This window comes from Rhodobacter sp. JA431, from assembly GCF_900217725.1.
In the GTDB taxonomy this organism is placed as follows: domain Bacteria; phylum Pseudomonadota; class Alphaproteobacteria; order Rhodobacterales; family Rhodobacteraceae; genus Rhodobacter; species Rhodobacter aestuarii.
This window is the reverse complement of sequence record NZ_OBMP01000003.1, coordinates 1-21,159: the sequence shown is the minus strand read 5'-3', so window position 1 is coordinate 21,159 and position 21,159 is coordinate 1. Positions and strand designations below refer to the sequence as shown.

General features: G+C 61.2%; 19 protein-coding genes, 1 tRNA gene and 1 pseudogene. 11 read left to right on the top strand and 10 right to left on the bottom strand.

The features are described 5' to 3' along the window. Positions 1-68: 68 nt before the first annotated feature. From CRO18_RS06910 to CRO18_RS06895, 4 genes are read right to left on the bottom strand one after another with little or no spacing between them, the layout of a single operon-like run. Positions 69-542: a GNAT family N-acetyltransferase gene (locus tag CRO18_RS06910; protein WP_170952588.1), complete on the bottom strand. Its 474-nt coding sequence runs from the start codon at positions 540-542 to the stop codon at positions 69-71. After that, on the bottom strand, positions 539-1,018 hold the full coding sequence (locus tag CRO18_RS06905) for a DUF2948 family protein (protein ID WP_076485758.1): 480 nt from the start codon (positions 1,016-1,018) through the stop codon (positions 539-541). The genes CRO18_RS06910 and CRO18_RS06905 overlap by 4 nt, the downstream gene beginning before the upstream one ends. Next, positions 1,015-2,283, bottom strand: a complete 1,269-nt coding sequence (gene murA / locus CRO18_RS06900) for a UDP-N-acetylglucosamine 1-carboxyvinyltransferase (protein WP_076485757.1) — start codon at positions 2,281-2,283, stop codon at positions 1,015-1,017. Before murA ends, CRO18_RS06905 begins: the two co-directional genes overlap by 4 nt. Then, entirely contained in the window at positions 2,283-2,474 is a 192-nt protein-coding gene (locus CRO18_RS06895; protein ID WP_076485756.1) for a hypothetical protein, read from the bottom strand. Before CRO18_RS06895 ends, murA begins: the two co-directional genes overlap by 1 nt. 113 nt (positions 2,475-2,587) lie before the next feature. Here CRO18_RS06895 and CRO18_RS06890 point away from each other — a divergent pair. Both CRO18_RS06890 and CRO18_RS06885 read left to right on the top strand, forming a co-directional pair. Next, positions 2,588-2,662, top strand: a tRNA-Thr gene (locus CRO18_RS06890). 90 nt (positions 2,663-2,752) lie between these two features. Next, positions 2,753-4,039 carry a hypothetical protein gene (locus CRO18_RS06885; RefSeq protein WP_143128609.1) on the top strand — a complete coding sequence of 429 codons (1,287 nt, stop codon included), beginning with the start codon at positions 2,753-2,755 and terminating at the stop codon, positions 4,037-4,039. Positions 4,040-4,572: 533 nt separating this feature from the next. Here the strand turns inward: CRO18_RS06885 and CRO18_RS06880 are convergent. Beyond that, positions 4,573-5,547 (bottom strand): calcium/sodium antiporter, encoded by a 975-nt coding sequence (locus tag CRO18_RS06880; protein WP_097081592.1) that lies wholly within the window; start codon positions 5,545-5,547, stop codon positions 4,573-4,575. A 313-nt stretch (positions 5,548-5,860) separates the two neighbouring features. Beyond that, positions 5,861-7,207, bottom strand: a complete 1,347-nt coding sequence (locus CRO18_RS06875; RefSeq protein ID WP_097081591.1) for an autotransporter outer membrane beta-barrel domain-containing protein — start codon at positions 7,205-7,207, stop codon at positions 5,861-5,863. A gap of 150 nt (positions 7,208-7,357) precedes the next feature. Between CRO18_RS06875 and CRO18_RS06870 the strand changes: the two genes are divergently transcribed. After that, complete coding sequence (locus tag CRO18_RS06870) at positions 7,358-8,770, top strand: FAD-dependent oxidoreductase (RefSeq protein WP_097081590.1); 1,413 nt, start codon at positions 7,358-7,360, stop codon at positions 8,768-8,770. 721 nt (positions 8,771-9,491) lie between these two features. On the opposite strand, the gene CRO18_RS06865 is transcribed toward CRO18_RS06870, so the two are convergent. Continuing rightward, positions 9,492-10,343, bottom strand: a complete 852-nt coding sequence (locus CRO18_RS06865) for a recombinase family protein (protein WP_097081589.1) — start codon at positions 10,341-10,343, stop codon at positions 9,492-9,494. 288 nt (positions 10,344-10,631) lie between these two features. On the opposite strand from CRO18_RS06865, the gene CRO18_RS06860 reads away from it, so the two are divergent. Together CRO18_RS06860 and CRO18_RS06855 are read left to right on the top strand one after the other, a co-directional pair. Next, positions 10,632-11,147 carry a helix-turn-helix domain-containing protein gene (locus tag CRO18_RS06860; protein ID WP_097081588.1) on the top strand — a complete coding sequence of 172 codons (516 nt, stop codon included), beginning with the start codon at positions 10,632-10,634 and terminating at the stop codon, positions 11,145-11,147. Continuing rightward, the gene (locus CRO18_RS06855; protein ID WP_097081587.1) at positions 11,144-11,725 is read left to right on the top strand and encodes a PIN domain-containing protein; all 582 of its coding nucleotides are present in this window, start codon (positions 11,144-11,146) and stop codon (positions 11,723-11,725) included. The genes CRO18_RS06860 and CRO18_RS06855 overlap by 4 nt, the downstream gene beginning before the upstream one ends. 894 nt (positions 11,726-12,619) lie before the next feature. Here CRO18_RS06855 and cueR read toward each other — a convergent pair. Continuing rightward, positions 12,620-13,018: a Cu(I)-responsive transcriptional regulator gene (gene cueR / locus CRO18_RS06850; RefSeq protein ID WP_076486040.1), complete on the bottom strand. Its 399-nt coding sequence runs from the start codon at positions 13,016-13,018 to the stop codon at positions 12,620-12,622. Further along, positions 13,015-15,492, bottom strand: a complete 2,478-nt coding sequence (locus tag CRO18_RS06845; RefSeq protein WP_249276007.1) for a heavy metal translocating P-type ATPase — start codon at positions 15,490-15,492, stop codon at positions 13,015-13,017. The genes cueR and CRO18_RS06845 overlap by 4 nt, the downstream gene beginning before the upstream one ends. A gap of 137 nt (positions 15,493-15,629) precedes the next feature. On the opposite strand from CRO18_RS06845, the gene CRO18_RS06840 reads away from it, so the two are divergent. The 6 genes from CRO18_RS06840 (at position 15,630) to speB (ending at position 20,338) form a co-directional block, all read left to right on the top strand. Then, positions 15,630-15,845: a heavy-metal-associated domain-containing protein gene (locus CRO18_RS06840; protein ID WP_249276006.1), complete on the top strand. Its 216-nt coding sequence runs from the start codon at positions 15,630-15,632 to the stop codon at positions 15,843-15,845. A gap of 537 nt (positions 15,846-16,382) precedes the next feature. Then, positions 16,383-16,829 carry a cytochrome c gene (locus CRO18_RS06835; protein WP_076486037.1) on the top strand — a complete coding sequence of 149 codons (447 nt, stop codon included), beginning with the start codon at positions 16,383-16,385 and terminating at the stop codon, positions 16,827-16,829. Between the two features lies 1 nt (position 16,830). Beyond that, a complete protein-coding gene (locus tag CRO18_RS06830) occupies positions 16,831-18,201 on the top strand; it encodes a multicopper oxidase family protein (protein ID WP_097081585.1) in 1,371 nt (456 codons plus the stop codon). 355 nt (positions 18,202-18,556) lie between these two features. After that, on the top strand, positions 18,557-18,955 hold the full coding sequence (locus CRO18_RS06825) for a helix-turn-helix transcriptional regulator (RefSeq protein WP_097081584.1): 399 nt from the start codon (positions 18,557-18,559) through the stop codon (positions 18,953-18,955). After that, entirely contained in the window at positions 18,952-19,119 is a 168-nt protein-coding gene (locus tag CRO18_RS18770; RefSeq protein ID WP_170952586.1) for a hypothetical protein, read from the top strand. Before CRO18_RS06825 ends, CRO18_RS18770 begins: the two co-directional genes overlap by 4 nt. 259 nt (positions 19,120-19,378) lie before the next feature. Then, positions 19,379-20,338: an agmatinase gene (speB, locus tag CRO18_RS06820; RefSeq protein ID WP_097081583.1), complete on the top strand. Its 960-nt coding sequence runs from the start codon at positions 19,379-19,381 to the stop codon at positions 20,336-20,338. Between the two features lie 593 nt (positions 20,339-20,931). Here the strand turns inward: speB and CRO18_RS06815 are convergent. Next, positions 20,932-21,159 (bottom strand): annotated as a pseudogene (locus CRO18_RS06815) (peroxiredoxin); the annotation flags it as partial.

The window sequence follows — 21,159 nt, the reverse complement described above, 5'->3', positions numbered from 1 at the left end:
AGCGTTGCAAGGCGCGGAGCAAGGGTTGGCCCATCCTTGCCCTCGGATTTCAACGTGCGCGAAACGCCTCAGGCCAGCGCCTTTTGCAAGGCATGGCCCAAAAGCGCACCGCCACTGGCCGCCGGGTCAGGTGCCCAGCCCTGAGAGAGGTAAAATCCGCGCGCGGTATTGGTGGCGGTGAGCCGGCCCTCCGTGCGGCCAAGCGCCCACAACTCCGCCTCCAAAGCCGCCAAAAGCGCGCGCGCGTGGCCCTTGCCCTGCTGTGCGGGGTCGACAAACAATAGGCTAATCCGCCCGCGCCCCTCGGGCTGATCGCGCCAATCGAGCCCACCAACAGCCGCCAGCCCCGCCGCTTGCGCGACGAAAAGGCGCTGTGCCGGGTCTTTGAGCCGCGCGGCAAGGGCAGCGATGTCATTCGCCGCAACCCAAGGCCGCATCCGGTTGGCTTGGCCGTGGTGATCCGCGTGGCACAGATCACGGATCGCCGCCGCAATCAGCGCGGCCATCGCAGGCAAATCTTCCGCTGTTGCGGGGCGGATCATTCCGGGTGCTGCGGCGCTTGCCCCGAAACGGCCCCGTAAGGCCGGGTCACATCGCGCAGATCGAGCGCCAAACATTCCACCTCAGCCGCCAAGGCGCCATCGCCCGCCAGCACCAAGACCACACGCCCCGCGCCCTCTTCCCCGGGCTCAAACGCGATATCGAGCACCGACAGCACCAAATCAGAATCGCGCCGGTCAAAGCCTTGCGAGGCGACCTTGAGCACATCGGAAATCACAAACAGCGCCTGAACCCGCTCATAAGCGCGCCCTTCCGCCTCGGCCCGCGCCTTATCTTCCCAACGGAAGCGGTTGAGCAGCATCGAAAGCCGCCGCGCCTTTGGCTCGTAGCGAATTTCAGACACAGGCAGCACCGCATCTTGCACCAAAGCCGCCATCACGGCGAGATCTTCGGCACTTTCAGCCCGCAGGTTCAGCGGCGCCTCACCGCCATCGGCAAAACGTGCATCCCGGCTCATGACTCTTTCACCCGTTCGATATGCGCCCCCACGGCGCGAAGCTTGTCTTCGACCCGTTCATAGCCGCGATCAAGGTGGTAGACGCGGCTCACCACGGTTTCCCCCTCGGCGGCCAAGCCCGCCAGAATCAGCGAGACCGAGGCGCGCAGATCGGTGGCCATCACCGGCGCGCCTTTGAGTTTTTCGACCCCATGCACCGTGGCATGACCGCCATGCACCTCAATCTTCGCGCCCATCCGCATCAATTCGGGGGCATGCATGAAGCGATTCTCAAAGATCCGCTCTTCAAGCACCGAGGTCCCCTCGGCGGTGCACAACAGCGCCATCATCTGCGCTTGCAAATCGGTCGGGAAGCCGGGGAAGGGCTCTGTCACCACATCCACCGCCCTGATCCGCCCGTTTTTGCGCTTCACCTTCAGCCCGCGCGCGGTTTCCTCCACCGAAATCCCAGCGGCATCCAGCTTTTCGCAAAAGCTTTCGACAAGCGCGATTCGCCCGCCCAAACATTCCACCTCGCCGCCGCAAATCGCGGGCGCCAGCATATAGGTGCCCAGTTCGATCCGATCGGTCACGACCGGATGGGTCGCGCCATGCAGCCGATCCACGCCCTCAATCACAATGTCCGAGGTGCCTTCGCCCTCGATCTGCGCGCCCATCGCCCGTAGGCATTGCGCCAGATCAACAATTTCAGGCTCGCGCGCGGCGTTTTTTAGCACCGATGTACCCTTGGCCAAAACCGCCGCCATCAAGAAGTTTTCGGTCGCGCCGACAGAGGCAAAGCGCATCTCATGCACCGCGCCTTTCAGCCCACCTTTGGCCTGCGCATGCAGGTAGCCGTCTTTGAGTTCAATCTCGGCCCCAAGCGCGGTCAGCGCATCAATGTGAATGTCCATCGGTCGCGCGCCAATTGCGCAACCACCGGGCAGCGACACAACCGCATGGCCCAGCCGCGCCAAAAGTGGCCCCAGCACAAGGTTTGAGGCGCGCATTTTGCGCACGATGTCATAATCGGCGACCGGGTTAATCTCGCCATGGCAGGAGGTGGCGAGCACCTTACCATCTTGCAGCGCGGTAACCTCGGCCCCAAGCGAGGCCAAAAGCTGCGTCATCGTGCGAATGTCAGACAGCCGCGGCGCATTGGTCAGCGTCAGCGGCTCTTCGCTCAAAAGCGTTGCCGGCATCAGCGCAAGGCAGGCGTTCTTCGCCCCGGCAATCGGAATTTGCCCATTCAGCGGCCCGTTGCCGCGCACCAAGATGCTATCCACTACTGGTTTCCTTCCGAGCCGCTTTCGGCTTCATTTTCCACACCACCCGCTGCCGCGTCGCGTTGCCGCGCCTGCGCTTTGCGCCGCATCAGATTGGCGCGCAATTGCGCCGCAAGCCTTTCTTCACGGCTTTGCGGGGCGGCTGTGCGGGCATTTTTGCCTTGCGGGGTTGGGGTCGTGTCCTCTGTCATGGCCTTTCTCTAGCCGCCCGAATGAAATGTGTCGAGAGAGCGTGCGAATTTGCGCTTGCAAGCCTTCGCGATGTCGTCTACATCGCCGCCACGGTCGATGAAGGCCGAAGGGTGCTGCAGTAGCTCAGTGGTAGAGCACTCCCTTGGTAAGGGAGAGGTCGAGAGTTCAATCCTCTCTTGCAGCACCATCCTATCCCCTTGCATTTAAAGAAAACTCTTGCGTTCAAGGGCATAGTGCCATTCTAGGTGCCAGAACTGGTGCCAGAATGGGGGTATCGATGGCTGGTAAATTGCGTCATTGGAAAGAGAAGGACGGGCGCTATTGGGCGCGCATCTCGATCCCAGCCGAGCTGAAGCCGTTTTTCGGGAATAAGACGCAACTGACCGAACCACTGGGAGGTGACAAGCGCATTGCCGAAGACAACCATCCCGCTGCCGTCGCCCGACTAAAAGCTCAAATCAAGCAAGCGAGGGCTGCGCTCGACACCCACACACCGCAGGCAGAAGTCGCGCCGGTCCCATCTGTCCCGCCAGTCCCACCTGCCCTAGCAGCCCCGCGTCGCGAATTGACCCAGTCAGATTTCGAGCACGCTGTTTGGGATCACTACACAAAGGTAATTCAACAGGACGCTGAGAAACGTGCAGCGATGCCGACCGAGGAGGAAATCGCAGAAGAGCTCGAAAAGGCTTACAAACGCATTGAGGCGGGCGAGGCTGATCCGAGCAAGAGCATCGCAGGCTTCTTCAACTATGACATCGACTACCAATTAAAAGCTGGCGCACGTTACCATGATGAACGCCTGCGCACGAAAAAACTCGAAGCGCTCCGTGCCGAGATAAGCAGTGGCAAGACGCGGCTTGTGGATGTGGCGGTGCAGGAGTTCGTCGATCAACGTAAACTCGATGTCGCCCCCGGTTCGCCTCAATGGCGCGATCTGGGGCAAAAATTCATGCGCGCCGAAATCGAAGCGCTGGAGAGAACCCGAGAACTGGATCAGGGTGACTTTGGCGGGGCGCCGAAAGACCCGATCGTCCGCCCGCCGTCGAAGGTGGTCGATGAGGGCGAGCCCGTTTCGTTTTGGGGGTTGTTCGAGACATACATCGAGAAGAAGCAAAAAGTCGGCAAACACATGGATGGCGGAGCGAACTGGGCGGTGCCGATCCGCTCCCTCATCGACTTTGTGGGTCACGACGATGCCCGTCGCATCAAGCATGAAGATCTGACCGGATGGCGCGATTTCCTGGAGGCGGAAGGGAAGTCACCCAAGACCATTCGCGACAAGTATCTGGTCGCCGTCCGAGCCGTGTTGAGAAAGGCTTTGAAAGAGCGGAAGTTACCGACCAACGAGATGGCCGATGTCGAGCAGGAAGTGCCCAAAAAGGTTCGGACGCGGGAAAGCGGTTTCACGACGCGCGAGGCGGTGCGCATCTTGAAGGCGTCGCTGAACTATCAGCCCAAGGAGACCGCGCATCCCTCGCATCGCGAGAGCACCCATATCACCGCCGCAAAGCGATGGGTGCCTTTCTGCGCACTGTGTCATCAGGTAGCCCCCGAAACACCGTGATCGCGCTGAAGGGAGTGGAGGACATAAGTGCCCCCGACCGGCTGGCACCGAACGCACCCCCATCGCACCTGCGCCATCCTTCTAGGACTTCGATCTCGCCCGTCCAGAGCATGCCCCCTCAGAGCCCCGGAGCGAGTCACTGGTGAGTCTGAGGTGCTTTCTGCGCCCCACCTACCAGACGGCCCCACAAGCGCAGCCAGTGACTCGCTGCGTGAGTCTGGGAGGGCCTTGAGTGGCGACCCCCGCCAAATTTAACCGAATGCAGATACGGGGGCCGTAGATCACACCCTTTGGCGGCCATTTCAACGATCGCTGGCGATCGGTCCCGCTTTGCTGCCTTTCCCCGGCGTTGGGGGCGCTGCATCGTATTATCCTTCAGACCACGCGGATCTTGAGCAACATACGCGACCCGCAGGAAGAGGCGCTACCGCTTCACCGATTTCCTGCGCGTGGGTCTGCCGCTCAGCATCGTCGCAGGGATCGTGACGGTTGTGTTGGTGCCGGTGTTCTGGGAACTTTGAGACTTTGCAGCGTCAGGGCAGGAGGATCCAAGTATAGGCCGCATAACCCGCAATCAGCATCAGCCCTTCCCAGCGGTTGATCCGCAGTCCGGTTGCCGCAAAAAGCACCAGAACGGCGGACACCAACACCATCAGCGGCGCGTCGAACCGCACGATCTGCGCGGGCACCTCCGAGGGGGCGATCAGCGCCGTCGTGCCGCCGATGCCGAGCAGGTTGTAGATGTTTGAGCCGACGATATTGCCAAAGGCCACGTCACCCTGCCGTTTCAGCGCGGCAATCACCGAGGTCACGAGCTCGGGCATCGAGGTGCCGATCGCAACGATGGTGAGTCCGATCACCGTTTCCGAGACGCCAAAGCCGCGTGCGAGCGCGACAGCACCGCTGACGAGAAGCGAACCGCCCGCGACCACGAGACCAAGCCCCGCAACTGCGATCAAGAGCGGCACAAGCAGGCGGCCACTCCCGGCGCGTGGCGTGAGGGTTGGATCGGCACTCGCCAGCGCCAGGCTCTTGTCATGAAGCGCGCCACCGTCCTCGGCAGCGCGTTCCTGCGCAATCACAAACCAGATATAGGAGACGAGCACAGAGACCAGCGCGACACCGATCCCACGGCTCATTGGCGCAAAAAAAGCGAGTCCAGCAAAAGCCACCGTGACGGCAAGCATCACCACCGCATCGCGCCGCAGCGCCGCACGCGCAACGATGATCGGGCAGATCAGGGCGGAGACGCCCCCGATTAGCAGGATATTGGCGATGTTCGAGCCCACGATATTGCCATAGGCAATCCCCGGCGCTCCCGCGAGTCCTGCCTGCACCGAGGTCACGAGCTCGGGCATCGAAGTGCCGAAGCCGACCAGCGTCAGGCCAATCACCAGAGGCGAGATCCCGATCCGCTCTGCCGCCTGCACCGCCCCACGCACCAAAAGCTCCCCGCCGACAACAAGAAGCACGAGCCCCGCGAGAAGGGGCAGCCAAGTTTCGATCATATAAGTCCCCAGAATGGGCCAGTGAGGCAATATCTGACGCAGATGATGCCGCTAAGCGCAGCCTTCAAGGCCAATGCATATTGATCGAAGGATATTTCTTACACGGCTCCATAATTGCCGGGCGGATCTGCGGTTGGGCCCGGCTCGATCCGGTCATAGGTGTCGTCTGGGCTTTTGTGATTGCGCGCTGGTCCCGAGGTTTGATGCAACAGGCCGGGGGCATGTTGGTGGACCTCTTTTCAAAGCTCGGGTCGATATCTGCAGAATAAAACCGGGCCCCCAAAGGGCCCGGCTCGCGGGATGTCAGATAGGTTCAGAACCGGATCGCATATTCCAGTCCCAGCCCGTAAGAGATGTAATCCCCACTCCCAAGCCCGCCTAGGCTAAGATCAACATTCAGATTGCCTTGATTGGCAAACACGTAACTGAAACCGGCAGCGATCCGGCCCGACAACTGGTCATCCAGCGCTGGCAAGCTCGACGCCGGGTTCGTATTGGCATCCGAGAAATGATAATCGGCGTAAACCCCCAGCCAGGGTCGATAAAGTCCCGCGCTCGTCATCCGTTGATCGAATAGGAAACGCGAGCCCAGAGACAGGCGCCCAGCCTTGATCGTCGTCGCATCGATGACGCCGCCCAGACTGTCAGTATAACCGTCCTGGTCCTCGACTGCGTAAAGAAGTTGCACGACCGGCTCGAGCGTCACGCCCGGGCGCTGAACCTGCCCGCGCAACGAGGCCGCCAGCGTGACGCGCTTGGCATCGAAGCTGCCAGTCGCCCCTGCCGATGTCACCTCATAATCGCTCCAAGTATGGGTTAGCATCGCATCTGCCGTAAGCCTGCCAAAGCGATGCGCCCAGTAGACACCCAGCGTATTGCCATCAGCGTCAAAGCCACCATTGGCACCAACATCGAGATCAATCGTCCCGAAGCCGACAAGCCCGCCCAGCACGGTATCGCTATTGAGCCGATAATCGGCGCCTAGCACTAGGTCGATCTGATCGCCCGAGAAGCTGTTGTCATCGCCTTCGTAGCGGGTGTAGCGGCCCTGACCCCAAACGTTCCACTCGGACTCCGGACCCGACTTCGACGACATTGCACCAGTTCCGTCTAGGACGCGGCCAAGCCCAGCGGTCTGAAAGAAGAAGCCGCTTGAAGATATACTAGGCGCAGCGCCGCCATTAAACAGCCCGTCCACGTTGCGCTGCACAGCACTGGCCATTGTTGCGGCTTGGCTGCTAATCACCATAGAACTCAGCCCGGCTTGTGTATCGCTCAGGTCGCTGCCGCCCGAGCTACAGCTAGCGGTCATGTCCGAAGTGCTCTCAGAGCGCGCAAATTGCCAGACACCGGCATTGGCGTCGGTAACGGCAACGGTTACGCTGCCGGTGAACGGGCCAATATAGCCCGACGGGCCGTAATAACTGCCCGTGCCGCTGGCCTTGCTCACGGTAATGATTTCCCCCGCAGCCATGGTGACGCTCAGTTGCACGCTGTTCTGTGCGACGGTGTAATGTGAGCCAATCTCGGCGCAGGTCATCGAAAGGATCGTGGTGGCTGATGCCGGCGCGACCCCGCCCCCCCCGGCGAGACCGAGCGCGAGCGCCGTCGCAATGACGCGCCAACCGCGAGGTTTGAAATGAATATTCCAGGTGGTCATGATCAGCGTCCCTCCTCTTAAACTGAGCATCACACGAAATTGTTACCACGCGACCGCGTTCCGAACCAAGAACCGGAGCAAAACCCGCGCATTTGTCGCACCCCAACTGCAGACGCTTGACGTAGGCGACTTTTCTGCCTTTCTGAAGCGATGATCCATCGTCGCGATTTCCTGCTGAGTGCTGCCTGCGCGTTGGCCGCGCCTCGTCTAGCGCTTGCCAATGCGGCGGGGCCAGCGGCGGACACTGATCTAACCGTTGTGCCGGCCGATGCGCCTGAGGCTGAAGATTTGGCTCTGGCCTATGCCGCCGACTGGCTTGTGACACCACGCAACCGGCTTTTGTGCCGTTCTGAGGCGGCGGTGGCGCGGGCTGTTGATTGGGCTTCAAACCAGCCCTTAGGGTTTGCGCTTCGCAGTGGCGGGCATTGTTTTGCAGGGTTTTCGCAGCATCCAGAGGCGGTGATCGATACCCGTGAAATCGTGCAGATTGAGGTTTTGGACGGCGGCCACCGATTGCGCGCGGGGCCCGGCGCGCAGATCGGGGATATCTATCGCGCGCTCGCCCCTTTCGGGCGCAGCCTGCCCGGGGCCAGCTACGGCGGGGTAACGCTCGGCGGCCTCGTGCCAGGGGGCGGCATCGGCTATGGCGCGCGCGCAGAGGGGTTGCTCATCGACTGGTTGGAAAGCTTACGACTGGTGACTGCCGATGGTAAAATTCTTAGCGCCAGCGCGACCGAAAACCCAGACCTGTTTTGGGCCTGTCGGGGAGGTGGCGGCGGGCGGATCGGGGTGTTGACGGAATTCACCTTTCGCACCGCTCCCTTCGCGGGTGGTCATTCAATCGACACGACGGTGACAGTGCCAATGGCCGATATTGGCCCGATTATCTATCTTTGGCAGCTTTGGTCGGCGGGTAATCCGAGCCATGTCACTACGCATCTTCAACTGTTCCGACTATCAGGCGGCGATTTCCTAGTGCATCTTATGGGCCGCGCGCAGGGAGACCGGGCCGCATTGATGGAAGAACTGCGGCTTCTCTTACGCCGCCGCACGCCCTTGCCTGAGCACGCCGTGGTTTCGGGGGAATTGGTCGATATCGTGGATCATATGCACCCGCCCAGCGCCGGGATGGGGGCGGTCAGGTTTCATTCGCGCACCGAAATCCTCGAGCGTCCGCTGCCGCCAGAAACCGTCGATGCGATGGTGGCGCTGCTGCTAGCCCAGCCCGAAGGCGCGGTGAAACTGGTTTTCGAGGCACTAGGCGGAGCCGCCGCCACCCCCGCGCCAGATGATACATCTTGGCCGCACCGAGACGCCTTTGCATTGCTATATTTCTCGGGTGATATCTGGGACGAAGCAGAGCGGGCACCCCGCGCGCGGTCTATGACCGAGATGCAGACCCTCTTGGCGGCGCATGTCAGCGGTGGGGCCTATGTCAATTACCCCGAACGTGGGCGTGCTGACTACCGCAGTGCGTATTGGGGCGGGAACGCCGCGCGTCTTGCGGCGATCAAAGCGGCGCATGATCCGAATGATCTTTTCCGCCATCCGCAAGCTTGGTAGCAGCCGGTTGACGAACACAACAAGAACATGCCTATTATCAAGCCTTGCGACAAAGGAGCAGTCTGGGCACTGATATGCTCGACCTGCTGCGCCCCTGAAACGCCAAACATCGAAAGCTCTGACCAGCGCGATAATATAGATCCCTTCGCGTTGACGATACGCATCGCAGTGATCCTGAACCGGGTGTGAGTCTGCGCACAGCTTTTGCTGCGGCCCGCTTGAGTGGCTGCTTCGGAGCTTGACACTCAGTGATGCGAGCGACGGCAAGGTCGGGAACCGCCCTCCACGCCACTATCATACTCTTCGGGAGTGGAGGGTTCGTGCATCCCCAACCGGCTGGCACCAAACGCATCCCCATCGCACCTGCGCCATCCTTCTAGGACTTCGATATTGCTCGCCCAGAGCATGGCCCCTCAGAGCCCCGGAGCGAGTCACTGGTGAGTCTGAGGTGCTTTCTGCGCCCAACCTACCAGATGACCCCACAAGCGCTGCCAGTGACTCGCTGCGTGAGTCTGGGAGGGTCTTGAGTGGCGGCCCTCGCCAAATTTAACCGATCACGGATACGGGGACCGGAGATCACACCCTTTTGCGGCCATTTCAACGATCGCTGGCGATCGGTCCCGCTGTGCTGCCATTCCCCGGCGAACCGGGGCAGCATTCTGCAAGCGAGGCGTAGGATTCTACGAATAGCCCCGGGTAAGCATTATGACCGGGACATCTTTCAGAAGATCCCATAGTTGGGGTTGCTCTCCAATATCTGGCGCTCAAGCTCATCCTCGGTCAGTTCCTCCGGCGCGGGCACCGGGGCAACCTCTGCGACCGGCAGGGCTTCGAAATCATCCTCGATATTGTCGATTTCCTCTTCGAACCGAATGATCTCTTCGGCTCTTTTGCGCGCAGGTCTGATGCTGTTTTGCGTCCAAGGGCGCCCCCCGCCGGTGAGCAAACGTTGACGATTCAGAAGGTCCGCAAGCGCTTTGTGTGACAGGTCGCGGTAGGCGCGGTCGGACCGGAGGATGCTGGCAATTTTACGTGCGATGCTTTCGGCCTTTTGCGACCTAACCTTCGCAGAGACCTGCGCGGCTTTCTTGCGCACGGCAGAGTCAGAGAATTCGACGCCTTCGGCTTTTTTTGCCGCCATAGCTTCAGAAGTGCCCTCGCGGATGTTGTGAACAACTTCCTCACCGCGCTTGATCGCCCGGAGGAGGGCGGGCGTTTTCATGAAGCGACCATCTTTGACAGAAAAGATAGGAACATCGAGCGTCTTGAGAAAATCTCGCGCCGCTTCAACATGACGAAACAGCCGGGTCGGTTCGGGAATGATCAGCGCAGCCCCCTCATAGCGCGCCCGCGCCACAGCATCATTCAAACCATCACGACGCACAGCACCAAGAGGATCGGCACCTGAAGCCGTATCGTCACAAATAACGACAAGGGTGAACCCACGGCGTTCACAGGCTTTTCTTATGCGCTCTGCCTGCTTTTCAAATTCACTGTCTTCTCTAGCTTGCTTCTGCGTAGACAGACGAATGTAACCTACTGCTTTAATTGGGCGATCTTTGCTTGCTATCATCTTATAAGGGGTCTTCTTAGGGGGTGGTGGTTTGCAGAGGGTTGAAGCTCGGGAATGCGCTTCAAATTATGCTAAGCATCACCCATCTGATAGCGTGCAAAATGCGCTTCCCCTAATCCAAGCACAAGGCAAATCAGGGGTGATCGGACATGCGCCGGGCGCATATCTGCAAGATTCAGCGCGCCCAAGCCGTGACCCCGAGCAGTGTCGCACTGGACGTCGTTGCGATTACACTTATTTCACCTGGTGCGTTTATTTCGAATATGACATGACGCGACGCGCGCAACCATGCTAGGGTGCTGCGTGGTGATCTGCGTCACCAGAAAGATCGAGGACAACACCATGCTCGCCCTGATGGATCAGACCCGCGCTCCCTTCGTCGCCGATGAGGCCGAGGCCGTTGTCGCGCGCCGTGCTGCTGACAGCCTCAAGGCCGTCGCTGAGGCGCATCAAAGCGTCAAAGTGTCGATCGGCGGCCCCGACACCAATATCGTCGTCCCGCTGCCTGCTTCGGCGGTCGCGATGTTTCATGCTGTGCTTGAGGCGATGGCGAACCGCACGCCGATCTCGCTCATTCCGCATGATGCAGAGCTTTCGACCCAGCAAGCCGCCGACTTTCTCAATGTGTCGCGCCCGTTTCTCGTGCGTCAGCTCGATGCCGGCGCGCTTCCCTATCGCAAGGTCGGGGCGCATCGTCGCGTTCGTTTCGCCGATCTCGTGACGTATGAACGCGACTGCCGACATGCACAGACGCAAGCCCTCGCTGATCTGCACGACGAAGAGCGCCGCCTCGGTCTCGAATGATTTCGACATTCACTGCCTTCTTTGACGCAAACGTCTTCTACGGCGCGCGCTTGCGCAGCCTCGTCGTGACCAGCGCACAGACGAAGCTGTTTCGGGCGCGCTGGAGCGACAGGGTGCATGACGAATGGGTTCGCAACCTGCTCAAGAACCGCCCCGATCTAAAAGCCTCAGACCTCGACCGGACGCGCGCTTTGATGAACCAAGCGGTGCCCGACTGCCTGATCGACGGGTTCGATCCGCTCATTGAGGCAGTAACGCTGCCGGACCCGGATGATCGGCATGTGGTGGCAGCGGCGATCATCGCCCGTGCGGATGTCATCGTAACCTTCAACCTCAAGGACTTCCCCGCCGAAGCGATCGCGCCGTTCCGCCTGCATACCCGGCACCCAGACGATTTTCTGATCGAGACCTTCAACCTCAGCCCGGACGTCATGGCCGAGGCGGTGATCGGGGATTTTCTTCATTATCGAACACCGCCACTGACCTTCACGGCCTATCGCGACAGCCTTGCGGCGGCGGGTATTCCGGGGTTTGCGAAGCTGATAAAGCCCCTCGAAGTGTTGCTGCCCGAGGAATGAAGAGGATGGCACTGGAGTCTGCAGGTGCGGGACCGCAGGGCTGAATGGACGTGCCCGGCGCGCCAACACTCCACCCCTTCGATAAGCAAATTCGAGACGCCCGGCTCCGTTGCTTCACCGCTCTGCGTGCGGAACCTTCGCCAGACTCACTGGGGCGCGCACTGAGCAACATCCGCAGTCTTTCAGGTGGTCATCGTGCTGCGCGCGTATCAGACTCGCCAGTGACCGCCCCACGCGCTCTGGCAGATCAAGCCGAAAGGTCCGTTGGTGGATCTAGCTATCTAGCTGGTCCGCAACAAAGCTGCGGAGCTCTTTAGCTGCTTGGTTTTCCCCGGACCTGCGCCACGCCTCCTTTCGGTTGCGGTGCTGCGCAGACAGACTACCAAAATCGAAATCTGCGCCATCTCCATCGAAACGCGCCCGACTACTGACGATCGTGTTTGGCCTGATTTCGATTTCAGGGTGCCGTTTCCTGCGGTCCGTTTCGTAAGGGGAGGACAGCCCAAAGTTACTTTTCTGAGGGGGCTTCAGGTTGCGTTTGGAGGCCGAAAAAATGTTTTCGGTGATTTTTGTCAACCTGACGGCTCGAAACCCCTTATTTTATTGGGTTTTGCGGTTGCGCAAGGTTGCGTTTTTCGGGTCTTTTGCGCAAAACGCAACCTCTTTTGGGGTATTTTGTTACAGCTTTGTTATCGTTTTGCCCAAAAACGCAACCAAAAAGCAACCAGAATGCAACCCAAACGCAACCTTCTGCGGACTGCGTGATGAGAGCCTAGGCGATCTCATGGCCCTTGGTTCATCGAAGAGCGCCATACGCTTGGAGGGGCGGTCTGCCCGTCTGGTCTCATGGGCCCAACGGCTTGCCCCCCTTTCCCCGGTTCCTTGCTGGGCGCGTCAGGGGGCAGTCGGGCCGCCCAGATCTTCAAGGATCGGGCAATCGGGGCGAGCATCGCCGCAGCAAGCCTCGGCCAGATGGCGCAAGGTGTCAGCCATTGCCTGCATCTCGGCGATCTTGCGCTCAAGGCTTTCGACATGGTCAAGCGCGAGCCGTTTCACATCGGCGCTGTGCCGATCCCGGTCGCCCCAAAGGGCGAGCAATTCCTCGATTACCGGCACGGGAAAGCCTAGATCGCGCGCGCGGCGCACGAAGCGCAGAATTTGCACCTCGCGCGCGCCATAGCTGCGATAACCCGAATCCGTGCGGGCCGCCTCGGGGATCAGCCCGATCGATTCATAGTAACGGATCATCTTGGCCGAAACGCCCGAGGCCTTGGCCGCGTCACCGATATTCATGTTTGACCTCCTTGGGGCGGTGCAAAGCGCTTGAGCCGCAGCGCATTGCCCAGAACGAAGACAGAGGAAAGCGCCATCGCCCCGGCGGCGAAGACGGGTGAGAGTAGCAGCCCAAACGCTGGCCAAAGCGCCCCGGCCGCCAGTGGTATCAGCGCGGTGTTATAGGCAAAGGCCCAAAACAGGTTTTGGCGGATATTGCGCAGCACCGCGCGGGACAGCGCAATCGCCTCGGGCACCGCGCCCAAACGCGGCGACATCAAGACCACATCGGCGGCCTCGATCGCGATATCGGTGCCACTGCCCACGGCAATGCCAACATCGGCGGAGGCCAACGCCGGGGCATCGTTGATACCATCGCCCACAAAGGCAAGCGGTCCGATGCGTTTCAGCCGGTCAAGCGCCTGCACCTTACCCTCTGGCAGCACTTCGGCCACCACCTCGTCAATGCCAAGCTGCCGCGCCACCGCCTGCGCGGTGCGGGTGGTGTCGCCGGTGATCATCGCCACTTTCAGCCCCAGCCCATGCAGCGCGGCAATCGCTTGCGGGGCGCTGTCGCGCACCGGGTCGGCCACGGCCAGCACCGCCACCACCTGCGCACCGCGCGCCGCGAAACTCGGGGTCTTGCCCTCTTCGGCAAATTGCGCGGCTGTCTCGGCCAGTGGGCCAGGGTCCAGCCCCAGCGTGGCCATGAACCGCGCCGAGCCGATGGCAAGCCGTGTTCCGTTCAGATGTGCACAAACGCCCTGTCCGGTGTGGCTTTCGAACCCGTCGATTTGCGGCAGGGACAGCCCGTTCTCTTCGGCGGCAATGACCACGGCGCGGGCAATTGGATGTTCTGATTTTGCCTCCAGTGCGGCGATGGCGGCCAGCACCTCTGCGCGGGTTTGATCAGGCGCAAGCACCATATCGGTCAGGCGTGGTTTGCCCTCGGTCAGCGTGCCGGTCTTGTCAAAGGCCACCAAGCGCACATCTTGCAAAGCCTGAAGCGCGGCACCCCGCCGAAACAGAATGCCCATCTCCGCGCCCCGCCCGGTGCCCACCATGATCGAGGTTGGCGTGGCCAGCCCCATCGCGCAGGGGCAGGCGATGATCAGCACCGCCACCGCATTGACCAAGGCAAAGCTGAGCGCAGGGCTTGGCCCGAAGATCAGCCACACCGCAAAGGTCAGCGCAGAAAGCACCATCACTGTCGGCACGAACCAAAGTGTGACCCGATCCACCAGCCCTTGGATCGGCAGCTTGCCACCTTGCGCCTCTTCGACCATGCGGATGATCTGGGCCAGCATTGTCTCTTGCCCCACGGCGGTGGCGCGCAGCCGCAGCACGCCGGTCTGGTTCACAGTGCCGCCCGTGACCTGATCGCCGGGGCGTTTTTCTACGGGGACGGGTTCGCCCGTCAGCATGCTTTCGTCGATCCAACTTGTGCCCTCGGTCACCGCACCATCGGTGGGCACCCGTTCGCCGGGGCGCAAATCGATGATATCACCCGCCTTCAGATCGGCCACGGCAATCTCTTGCACATCTGCGGCGCGCACCACACGCGCGGTGCGCGGTTGCAGCCCCACCAGCCGTGCGATGGCCTGCGAGGTGCGCCCCTTGGCGCGCGCCTCCATCCAGCGACCAAACAAGATCAGCGTCACGATCACCGCCGCGGCTTCGTAATAGACATTCACCGTGCCTGTGGGCAAAAGCCCCGGCGCAAAAGTCGCCACCAGCGAATAGCCCCAAGCCGCAAGTGTGCCCACGGCCACAAGGCTATTCATATCGGGTGCCGCCTTGAAAAGCGCGGGCACCCCCTTGCGATAGAATTGCGCCCCCGGTCCGGCCATGACGGTCGTGCTGAGCGCGGCTTGCAAAAGCCAACTGCCTTGTTGGCCAAATGTCTGCATCGCCAACGCATGGACCGGGGCAAAAAGATGGCCGCCCATTTCGATCAAAAAGACGGGCAAAGTCAGCACTGCCGCCACCAGCAGATCGCGGCGCAATTGCCCGGCCTCTTCTTCGCGGCGCGCACTGGCGGTTTCAGACGGGCCCGCCGAAGCCGTGGCCAGACGGGCCGGATAGCCAAGCTGATCGACGGTGGCAATCAGGGCCGCGGGCGCCGCCGTGCCGGTGATCTGCGCACGTTCAGTCGCCAGATTCACGCTTGCTTTTGTCACGCCCGGCACGGCCGCCAGTGCGCGCTCCACCCGCCCGACACAAGAGGCACAACTCATCCCCTCGATCTCAAGCGCGACTTCATGGGGCCGAACATCATAGCCCAGCCGTTCGATGGCGCCGACCAAAGCCGCGCGGTCAAGCGCCTCGCCTACGACTTCGGCTTTTTCGGTGGCAAGGTTGACATTCGCCGACTGCACCCCCGGTGCCGCTCGTAAGGCGCGCTCCACACGCCCGACGCAAGACGCGCAGGTCATCCCCTCGATTTCGAAGCTGAGCATCATCGCCGTGTCGGATCTGGTGGCAGTATCTTTCATCGCGGCCTCCTGTCTAGGTTCGGTCCGCTGCACAAATTAGGGCTTCCAATCATGGGAAGGTCAAGAGGCCCACGATTTCGTGACCAAACCGACCGAGGCTTGACCTTACAACTGTGGGAAGCCCTATTTCAAATCGCATGATCCGCACCCAGAAAGGAGCCATCATGCAGTTCCACATCGAAACCATGACCTGTGACGGTTGTGCCCGTGGCGTGACCAAGGCGATTCAAGCGATTGACCCGAGTGCCGTGGTGCAAGCCGACCCGCCGAGCCGCAAAGTAGAGGTGACCAGTTCCGCGCAGCGCGCAGCTTTGGCTGAGGCCCTGGCCGACGCGGGGTTTGCGCCATCCTGATAGCCCGGCGCGCTGATCAGCGTTGAAAACAATGGTCTTGGCGCGCCATCCATGCGATCAAGATATGGCGGTTGCCCCGCGATCGCCTTTAGACACGAGATAACCTTGCGCTGCCTTGCCTTGTTCATATGTTTGACCTTGGGCCTTGTCATGGTTCTTGCCCCGCAGCCTGCGGCGGCAATGGCCCATGAGGGGATGCCGCATGGGGAAGCGGTAATGGCGCTGACCATTGCCACTGATTGCGCCGACTGCCCCGATACAGCGGGCGGACAGGCGGGACAGGATTGCACGCAAAACGGTTTGTGCGCGAGCTGTGCGGGGTGCGCCGCCCCCGTTATGCAAGGGACGGCTTTCGCTCTGCCCGGCGCGGTTTTGCGTCTGAACCAACGGCCTCACGCCTTGCCACCGGCTGACGCACAAAGTGCCTTAGCCCCGGACCCCCGTCCACCCCGCCTGTAAGACTCCTGCATCGCGCCCATTGCCTTGGGCTGTTTCCAACACGACGGCAATTCAGCGCCGTCAACGCATGAGTCTTCTATGAAACACACGCTTCTTTTGGCGGGTGGGGGCACGGCCCTCGCGCTTTCCGCCGCACTCCTTCTGCAATCGCCGGTCACCGAGGCGCAGGCCAATCCGCGTCCGCTGTCTGAACTTGCGCTTGGCGCCCCAATCGTTGAAGCGCAATTGCCCGAGACGTTGTCGCCGCAAGCCCAGATGGGCCAGCGCGCCTTCGACGCGGTCTGCGCCGCTTGTCATGGCTCCAATGGCACCGGGCGCGCGGGGATGGGACCGCCCTTGGTGCACCGGATCTATGAACCGGGTCACCACGCGGATGCAGCATTCTTCCTCGCAGTGACTCAGGGCGTGCGGGCACATCACTGGCCCTTTGGCAATATGCCACCGCAAGCGGGTCTAACGCGCGCCGATGTGGGCAATATCGTGACCTATGTCCGTGAACTGCAGCGCGCCAACGGGATCGAGTGACATGCAGAGTTTTCATCTGACACGCCGCGCCGTTCTGGCCGGGCTGGGCGCGACGGCGCTTTCTGCCCGAGCGGGATTTGCCGATCCTGCCCCGATCCCGCTCACCGCGCAGCGCGCGCTGGCCCAAATCGCTCCCGAGGGATACCCCCAAACCGAGATTTGGTCCTATGACGGGCGGCTTCCGGGGCCGGAGCTGCGCCTTGCGCAAGGCACACGTCTGCAGCGGCGCTTCGTCAATAGTCTTGAGGTGCCAAGTTCGGTGCATTGGCACGGGATACGCATCGAGAATGCGATGGATGGCGTGGCGGGGCTGACGCAGGAGGCCGTGGCCCCCGGCGCCAGCTTCGATTACGATTTCGTCGCCCCCGATGCGGGAACCTATTGGTATCATGCCCATACCCATTCGATGGAGCAGGTCGCGCGCGGCCTGTCTGGCGCGCTGATTGTCCAAGAACGCGACGCGCCGGATGTTGATCGAGATGAGGTGCTGATGTTCGACGATTGGTTGCTCGATCCACAGACCGCGCAAATCGCGCCGGATTTCAGCCATCCGATGGATCTCAGCCATGGCGGGCGCTTTGGCAATCTGATTGGGACGAATGGCCGCTTTGCCCTGACCTTGCGCGCCAAACGCCACGAACGCTTGCGGTTGCGTCTGATCAATGCCGCCAATGCACGTATTTTCGTGCTGCGTTTGACCGGGCTTTCGGGCTGGCAGGTGGCGCTCGACGGGATGCCGCTGCCCGCGCCAGAGCCCATCGCTCAGGAGATCGTGCTTGCGCCCGCTCAACGTATCGACCTGATCGTCGATGTCACTGCGGAAGGGCAAGAGGCCGCAATCGAGCGGCTTGGCAATGATGCGCAGTGGTCTCGGCAGGTTGGGGTCCAGATTACCGGGGCGGCAAGCCGAAGCCGCCGAGCCCCGCCCGCAGCCTTACCCCCGAACCCGAAAATGGACCCACCCGATTTGGCGCAAGCGCGCCCGCTTGAGATGAAGATCGAGGGTGGTGCAATGGGCCGAATGCCGATGAGCCGGATGCGCGGACTAATGCAAAGCGGCAAGTTTTGGACCCTTGGCGGTCAAGCTGGCCCGGTCGATCCCCCCTTCGCGCGGCTGTTCTTGGGGGAACCGGTGCGGCTGCGGATGGTCAATGACACGGCCTTCCCGCATGCGATGCACCTCCACGGGATGCATTTCCGCGAAGTGCTGGAAGGGGAACGATTTGGGCCGATGCGCGACACGCTCCTCACCGAGGCCGGAGCAAGTCACGAAATCGCCTTCACGGCAGACAACCCCGGCAAATGGTTGCTGCATTGCCATATGCTGGCCCATGCGGCGGCAGGTATGACATCGTGGATCGAGGTGAGCTGAGATGGTGTCAAAAGACGTGAATATGAAACAAACGGTCTTGCCGAGTGTCCTGATCATCGGCTGGACACCGAGATGAATGTGCTGAGTTCGATAACGAAGGGGCAAGCGCTTTCGATGCCGAAGCTCTCAGCAAATAATGCTGCACCATCGCCATTGGGTGCCTCGCCTCTCAGGACTGGAGGGTTCGCGCATCCCCGACCGGCTGGCACTGGCTGCATCCCCATAGCGCCCTTGCCTTTTCCCTAGGACTTCGGTCTCGGTGCAGTTCCCATCGTCGCGCATGCAAGTCCCACCCGACGCGGTTCGCGCGGTTCGATACGGTCGTCTCATCAGCAATAAATGTGAGACAAAACCAATGACCACACCTTTCAAAAACAGCGAAGTTGCGCGCTTCATCACCGACCGTGTTGACGCCTTAGCGCATCGCAAAACCCAAAGCGAAATCGCCGCCGAGGCGGGCTTTGCGAATGCGAATTTCGTGTCGATCCTCAAATCGGGCAAGAGCAAGTTACCCTTAGACCGGGTGCCCTCGCTGGCAAAGGCGCTTGAGGTCGATCCGGCCTATCTTTTACGCATCGCGCTTGAGCAGGCGGTGGGTGCGACGGCAGCGAAGGCGATCACCGAGATCTTCGGCTCGCCGGTCACGGCCAATGAACGCGCTTGGCTTGAGGAACTGCGCGATGCGTCGGGCAACAGCGATCCGCGCATGACCGCGCGGGGGCGGACCACCCTGCGGGGTATCTTTGGCAAATGACCGATCTCTTCATCACACCGATGGGACCACTGGGACAGTGGGACCAGCTTTCAGAAAACGAGAAGGCGTGGATCGAATTCATCCGGGTGATCAGCGCGGGGCGCGACCCGAAGATCACACCAGAGCGCGTGCGCAAGCTGCGTGAACTTCTGGATGCGGGATGAGGCGTCGGAACGGTGGTTCTGACCAGACTAACGCGAAACCAGTCCCACCTGATCCCAGGGTTCGCGTCATTCATCTGCGCTCTTTCAGGGCAGTCCCGGCGCACATTGGCGGCAAACACGCCAATAGCACGCTCGGATTGAGCGTATCGGTGCTTTTCGCCGTGGAGGAATTCTCCTCGCCCGCATAGCGTCTCAAACAAATGCTGTCACCGACCCCACACGCGCCGGTGGCAGCCCGAGAATGCAACAGGAGCCGAACATGCCCAACGATCCCTTCTTCCACCCGGTTTCTGGCTTTGATCTGCCGCGATATGCGGGCGTGCCCACCTTTATGCGGCTGCCCTATGTGGCGCTTGACAATCCTCGGCTGAAAGAGGTGCAGATCGGTCTAATCGGGAGCCCGTGGGATTCTGGCACCACCAACCGCCCCGGCCCGCGTCACGGGCCACGGCAATTGCGCGATTGCTCCACCATGATCCGCGCGCAAAATGGCGCGACGGGCATGCGCCCCTTTGAGGCGGTCAATTGCGCCGATCTGGGCGATATTGCCCCCAACCCCGCCGATATCCAAGATGCGATGGCACGGATCACCCGGTTCATGGAGGTGATCATGGCCCACGGCATCCGCCCGCTCACCGCCGGGGGTGATCACCTCAATTCGCTGCCGATCCTGCGCGCGCTCGGCAAGGCGGCACCACTTGGCATGATCCATTTCGACAGCCACACCGATCTGTTTCACAGCTATTTCGGCGGCAATATGTATACCCACGGCACGCCCTTCCGCCGCGCGATCGAGGAAAATCTGCTCGATCCCAAGCGGGTTGTGCAAATCGGCATTCGCGGCACCACCTATGACAGCGAGGACCGCGACTTTGCCGCCAGCGTTGGCGTGCGGGTGATCCCAATCGAAGAATTTCATCAGCGCGGGGTGGAAGACGTCATGGCCGAGGCGCGCGAGATCGTCGGCACTGCGCCCACCTACCTGTCTTACGACATCGACTTCATTGACCCGGCCTTCGCGCCGGGCACGGGCACGCCCGAGATTGGCGGGCCGAATTCCTACCAAGCCCTGCAGGTGGTCCGTCTCCTTGATGGGGTCAACATCATCGGGGCCGATCTTGTCGAGGTCTCACCGCCCTTCGACCCAACGGGCGGGACCGCGTGGCTGGGGGCTTCGGTGATGTTCGAAATCCTATGCCAAATGGCAAGCACGGCCTGACGCGGACGCGGGGTCAATCCTAGGCGAGGTTCTTCTGCCACCGAGCACAACCTGCCTTACAGCACGGGACAACGGGACCAGCATTCCCGCGATTGGAGCGCAAGGATAAAACGCGCACCGAGCGCTAAAGGAGGGATGGGGCGCCGGAACGGTGGACCTCAGCCATTCCCCCTGCGGAAGGGGGCATGCCGCGCATTTGAACGAGAATTTCGCACTCGACGCTGCCTGTTTCGTGTGCCTACGATGAGGCAGTTCGGGGCCAAGTTGACGCCACGTCACTAGGTGCCAGAATTGGGGTCAGATCAGGTGCCAGAAAGCCGATTTTTCCTTTATTTTCAAAGGAAATGGCAGAGTTCAATCCTCTCTTGCAGCACCATATTTTTTTATTATATGTCAAGAAGTTGACCTCTATCAGGGGCTTAAGTTGAATTCGGCTCTACACCGAGGTTCTATACAATGCTCCTTCCGATGAGTCGTCCGCACAAGAACCCTCAGACTGGGGTCTCATCTCGGCACCCTAGATATCGTCATTAGCGCCGCGCGCTACTCGCGATCATTTGGCGCGGCATTGCTGCCGCGCCGGAAGTTTCCCCTTAAAGCGCGCGGGTGGAGAAATACCAATCGACCGTGTTGTAGCCTTCCGAGGCGCGGGCTTCGGCGGCTTCGGGCGTGGCCGGGGTCGGCACGATCACCGCATCGCCCGGACGCCAGTTTTCCGGCATCGCGCATTGGTGCTCTTGCGCCGTTTGCAGCGCGATCAGCAGGCGCAGGATTTCGTCGATCTGGCGGCCCGTCACCATCGGATAGTAGAGCATCGCGCG

Excerpts from the sequence above, each read along its gene's own strand:
- CRO18_RS06910 (WP_170952588.1), bottom strand. The coding sequence starts at position 542 with ATGATCCGCCCCGCAACAGCGGAAGATTTGCCTGCGATGGCCGCGCTG.
- CRO18_RS06905 (WP_076485758.1), bottom strand. The coding sequence starts at position 1,018 with ATGAGCCGGGATGCACGTTTTGCCGATGGCGGTGAGGCGCCGCTGAAC.
- CRO18_RS06895 (WP_076485756.1), bottom strand. The coding sequence starts at position 2,474 with ATGACAGAGGACACGACCCCAACCCCGCAAGGCAAAAATGCCCGCACA.
- CRO18_RS06885 (WP_143128609.1), top strand. The coding sequence starts at position 2,753 with ATGGCTGGTAAATTGCGTCATTGGAAAGAGAAGGACGGGCGCTATTGG.
- CRO18_RS06880 (WP_097081592.1), bottom strand. The coding sequence starts at position 5,547 with ATGATCGAAACTTGGCTGCCCCTTCTCGCGGGGCTCGTGCTTCTTGTT.
- CRO18_RS06875 (WP_097081591.1), bottom strand. The coding sequence starts at position 7,207 with ATGACCACCTGGAATATTCATTTCAAACCTCGCGGTTGGCGCGTCATT.
- CRO18_RS06870 (WP_097081590.1), top strand. The coding sequence starts at position 7,358 with ATGATCCATCGTCGCGATTTCCTGCTGAGTGCTGCCTGCGCGTTGGCC.
- CRO18_RS06865 (WP_097081589.1), bottom strand. The coding sequence starts at position 10,343 with ATGATAGCAAGCAAAGATCGCCCAATTAAAGCAGTAGGTTACATTCGT.
- CRO18_RS06860 (WP_097081588.1), top strand. The coding sequence starts at position 10,632 with ATGCTAGGGTGCTGCGTGGTGATCTGCGTCACCAGAAAGATCGAGGAC.
- CRO18_RS06855 (WP_097081587.1), top strand. The coding sequence starts at position 11,144 with ATGATTTCGACATTCACTGCCTTCTTTGACGCAAACGTCTTCTACGGC.
- cueR (WP_076486040.1), bottom strand. The coding sequence starts at position 13,018 with ATGAATATCGGTGACGCGGCCAAGGCCTCGGGCGTTTCGGCCAAGATG.
- CRO18_RS06845 (WP_249276007.1), bottom strand. The coding sequence starts at position 15,492 with ATGAAAGATACTGCCACCAGATCCGACACGGCGATGATGCTCAGCTTC.
- CRO18_RS06840 (WP_249276006.1), top strand. The coding sequence starts at position 15,630 with ATGATCCGCACCCAGAAAGGAGCCATCATGCAGTTCCACATCGAAACC.
- CRO18_RS06835 (WP_076486037.1), top strand. The coding sequence starts at position 16,383 with ATGAAACACACGCTTCTTTTGGCGGGTGGGGGCACGGCCCTCGCGCTT.
- CRO18_RS06830 (WP_097081585.1), top strand. The coding sequence starts at position 16,831 with ATGCAGAGTTTTCATCTGACACGCCGCGCCGTTCTGGCCGGGCTGGGC.
- CRO18_RS06825 (WP_097081584.1), top strand. The coding sequence starts at position 18,557 with ATGACCACACCTTTCAAAAACAGCGAAGTTGCGCGCTTCATCACCGAC.
- CRO18_RS18770 (WP_170952586.1), top strand. The coding sequence starts at position 18,952 with ATGACCGATCTCTTCATCACACCGATGGGACCACTGGGACAGTGGGAC.
- speB (WP_097081583.1), top strand. The coding sequence starts at position 19,379 with ATGCCCAACGATCCCTTCTTCCACCCGGTTTCTGGCTTTGATCTGCCG.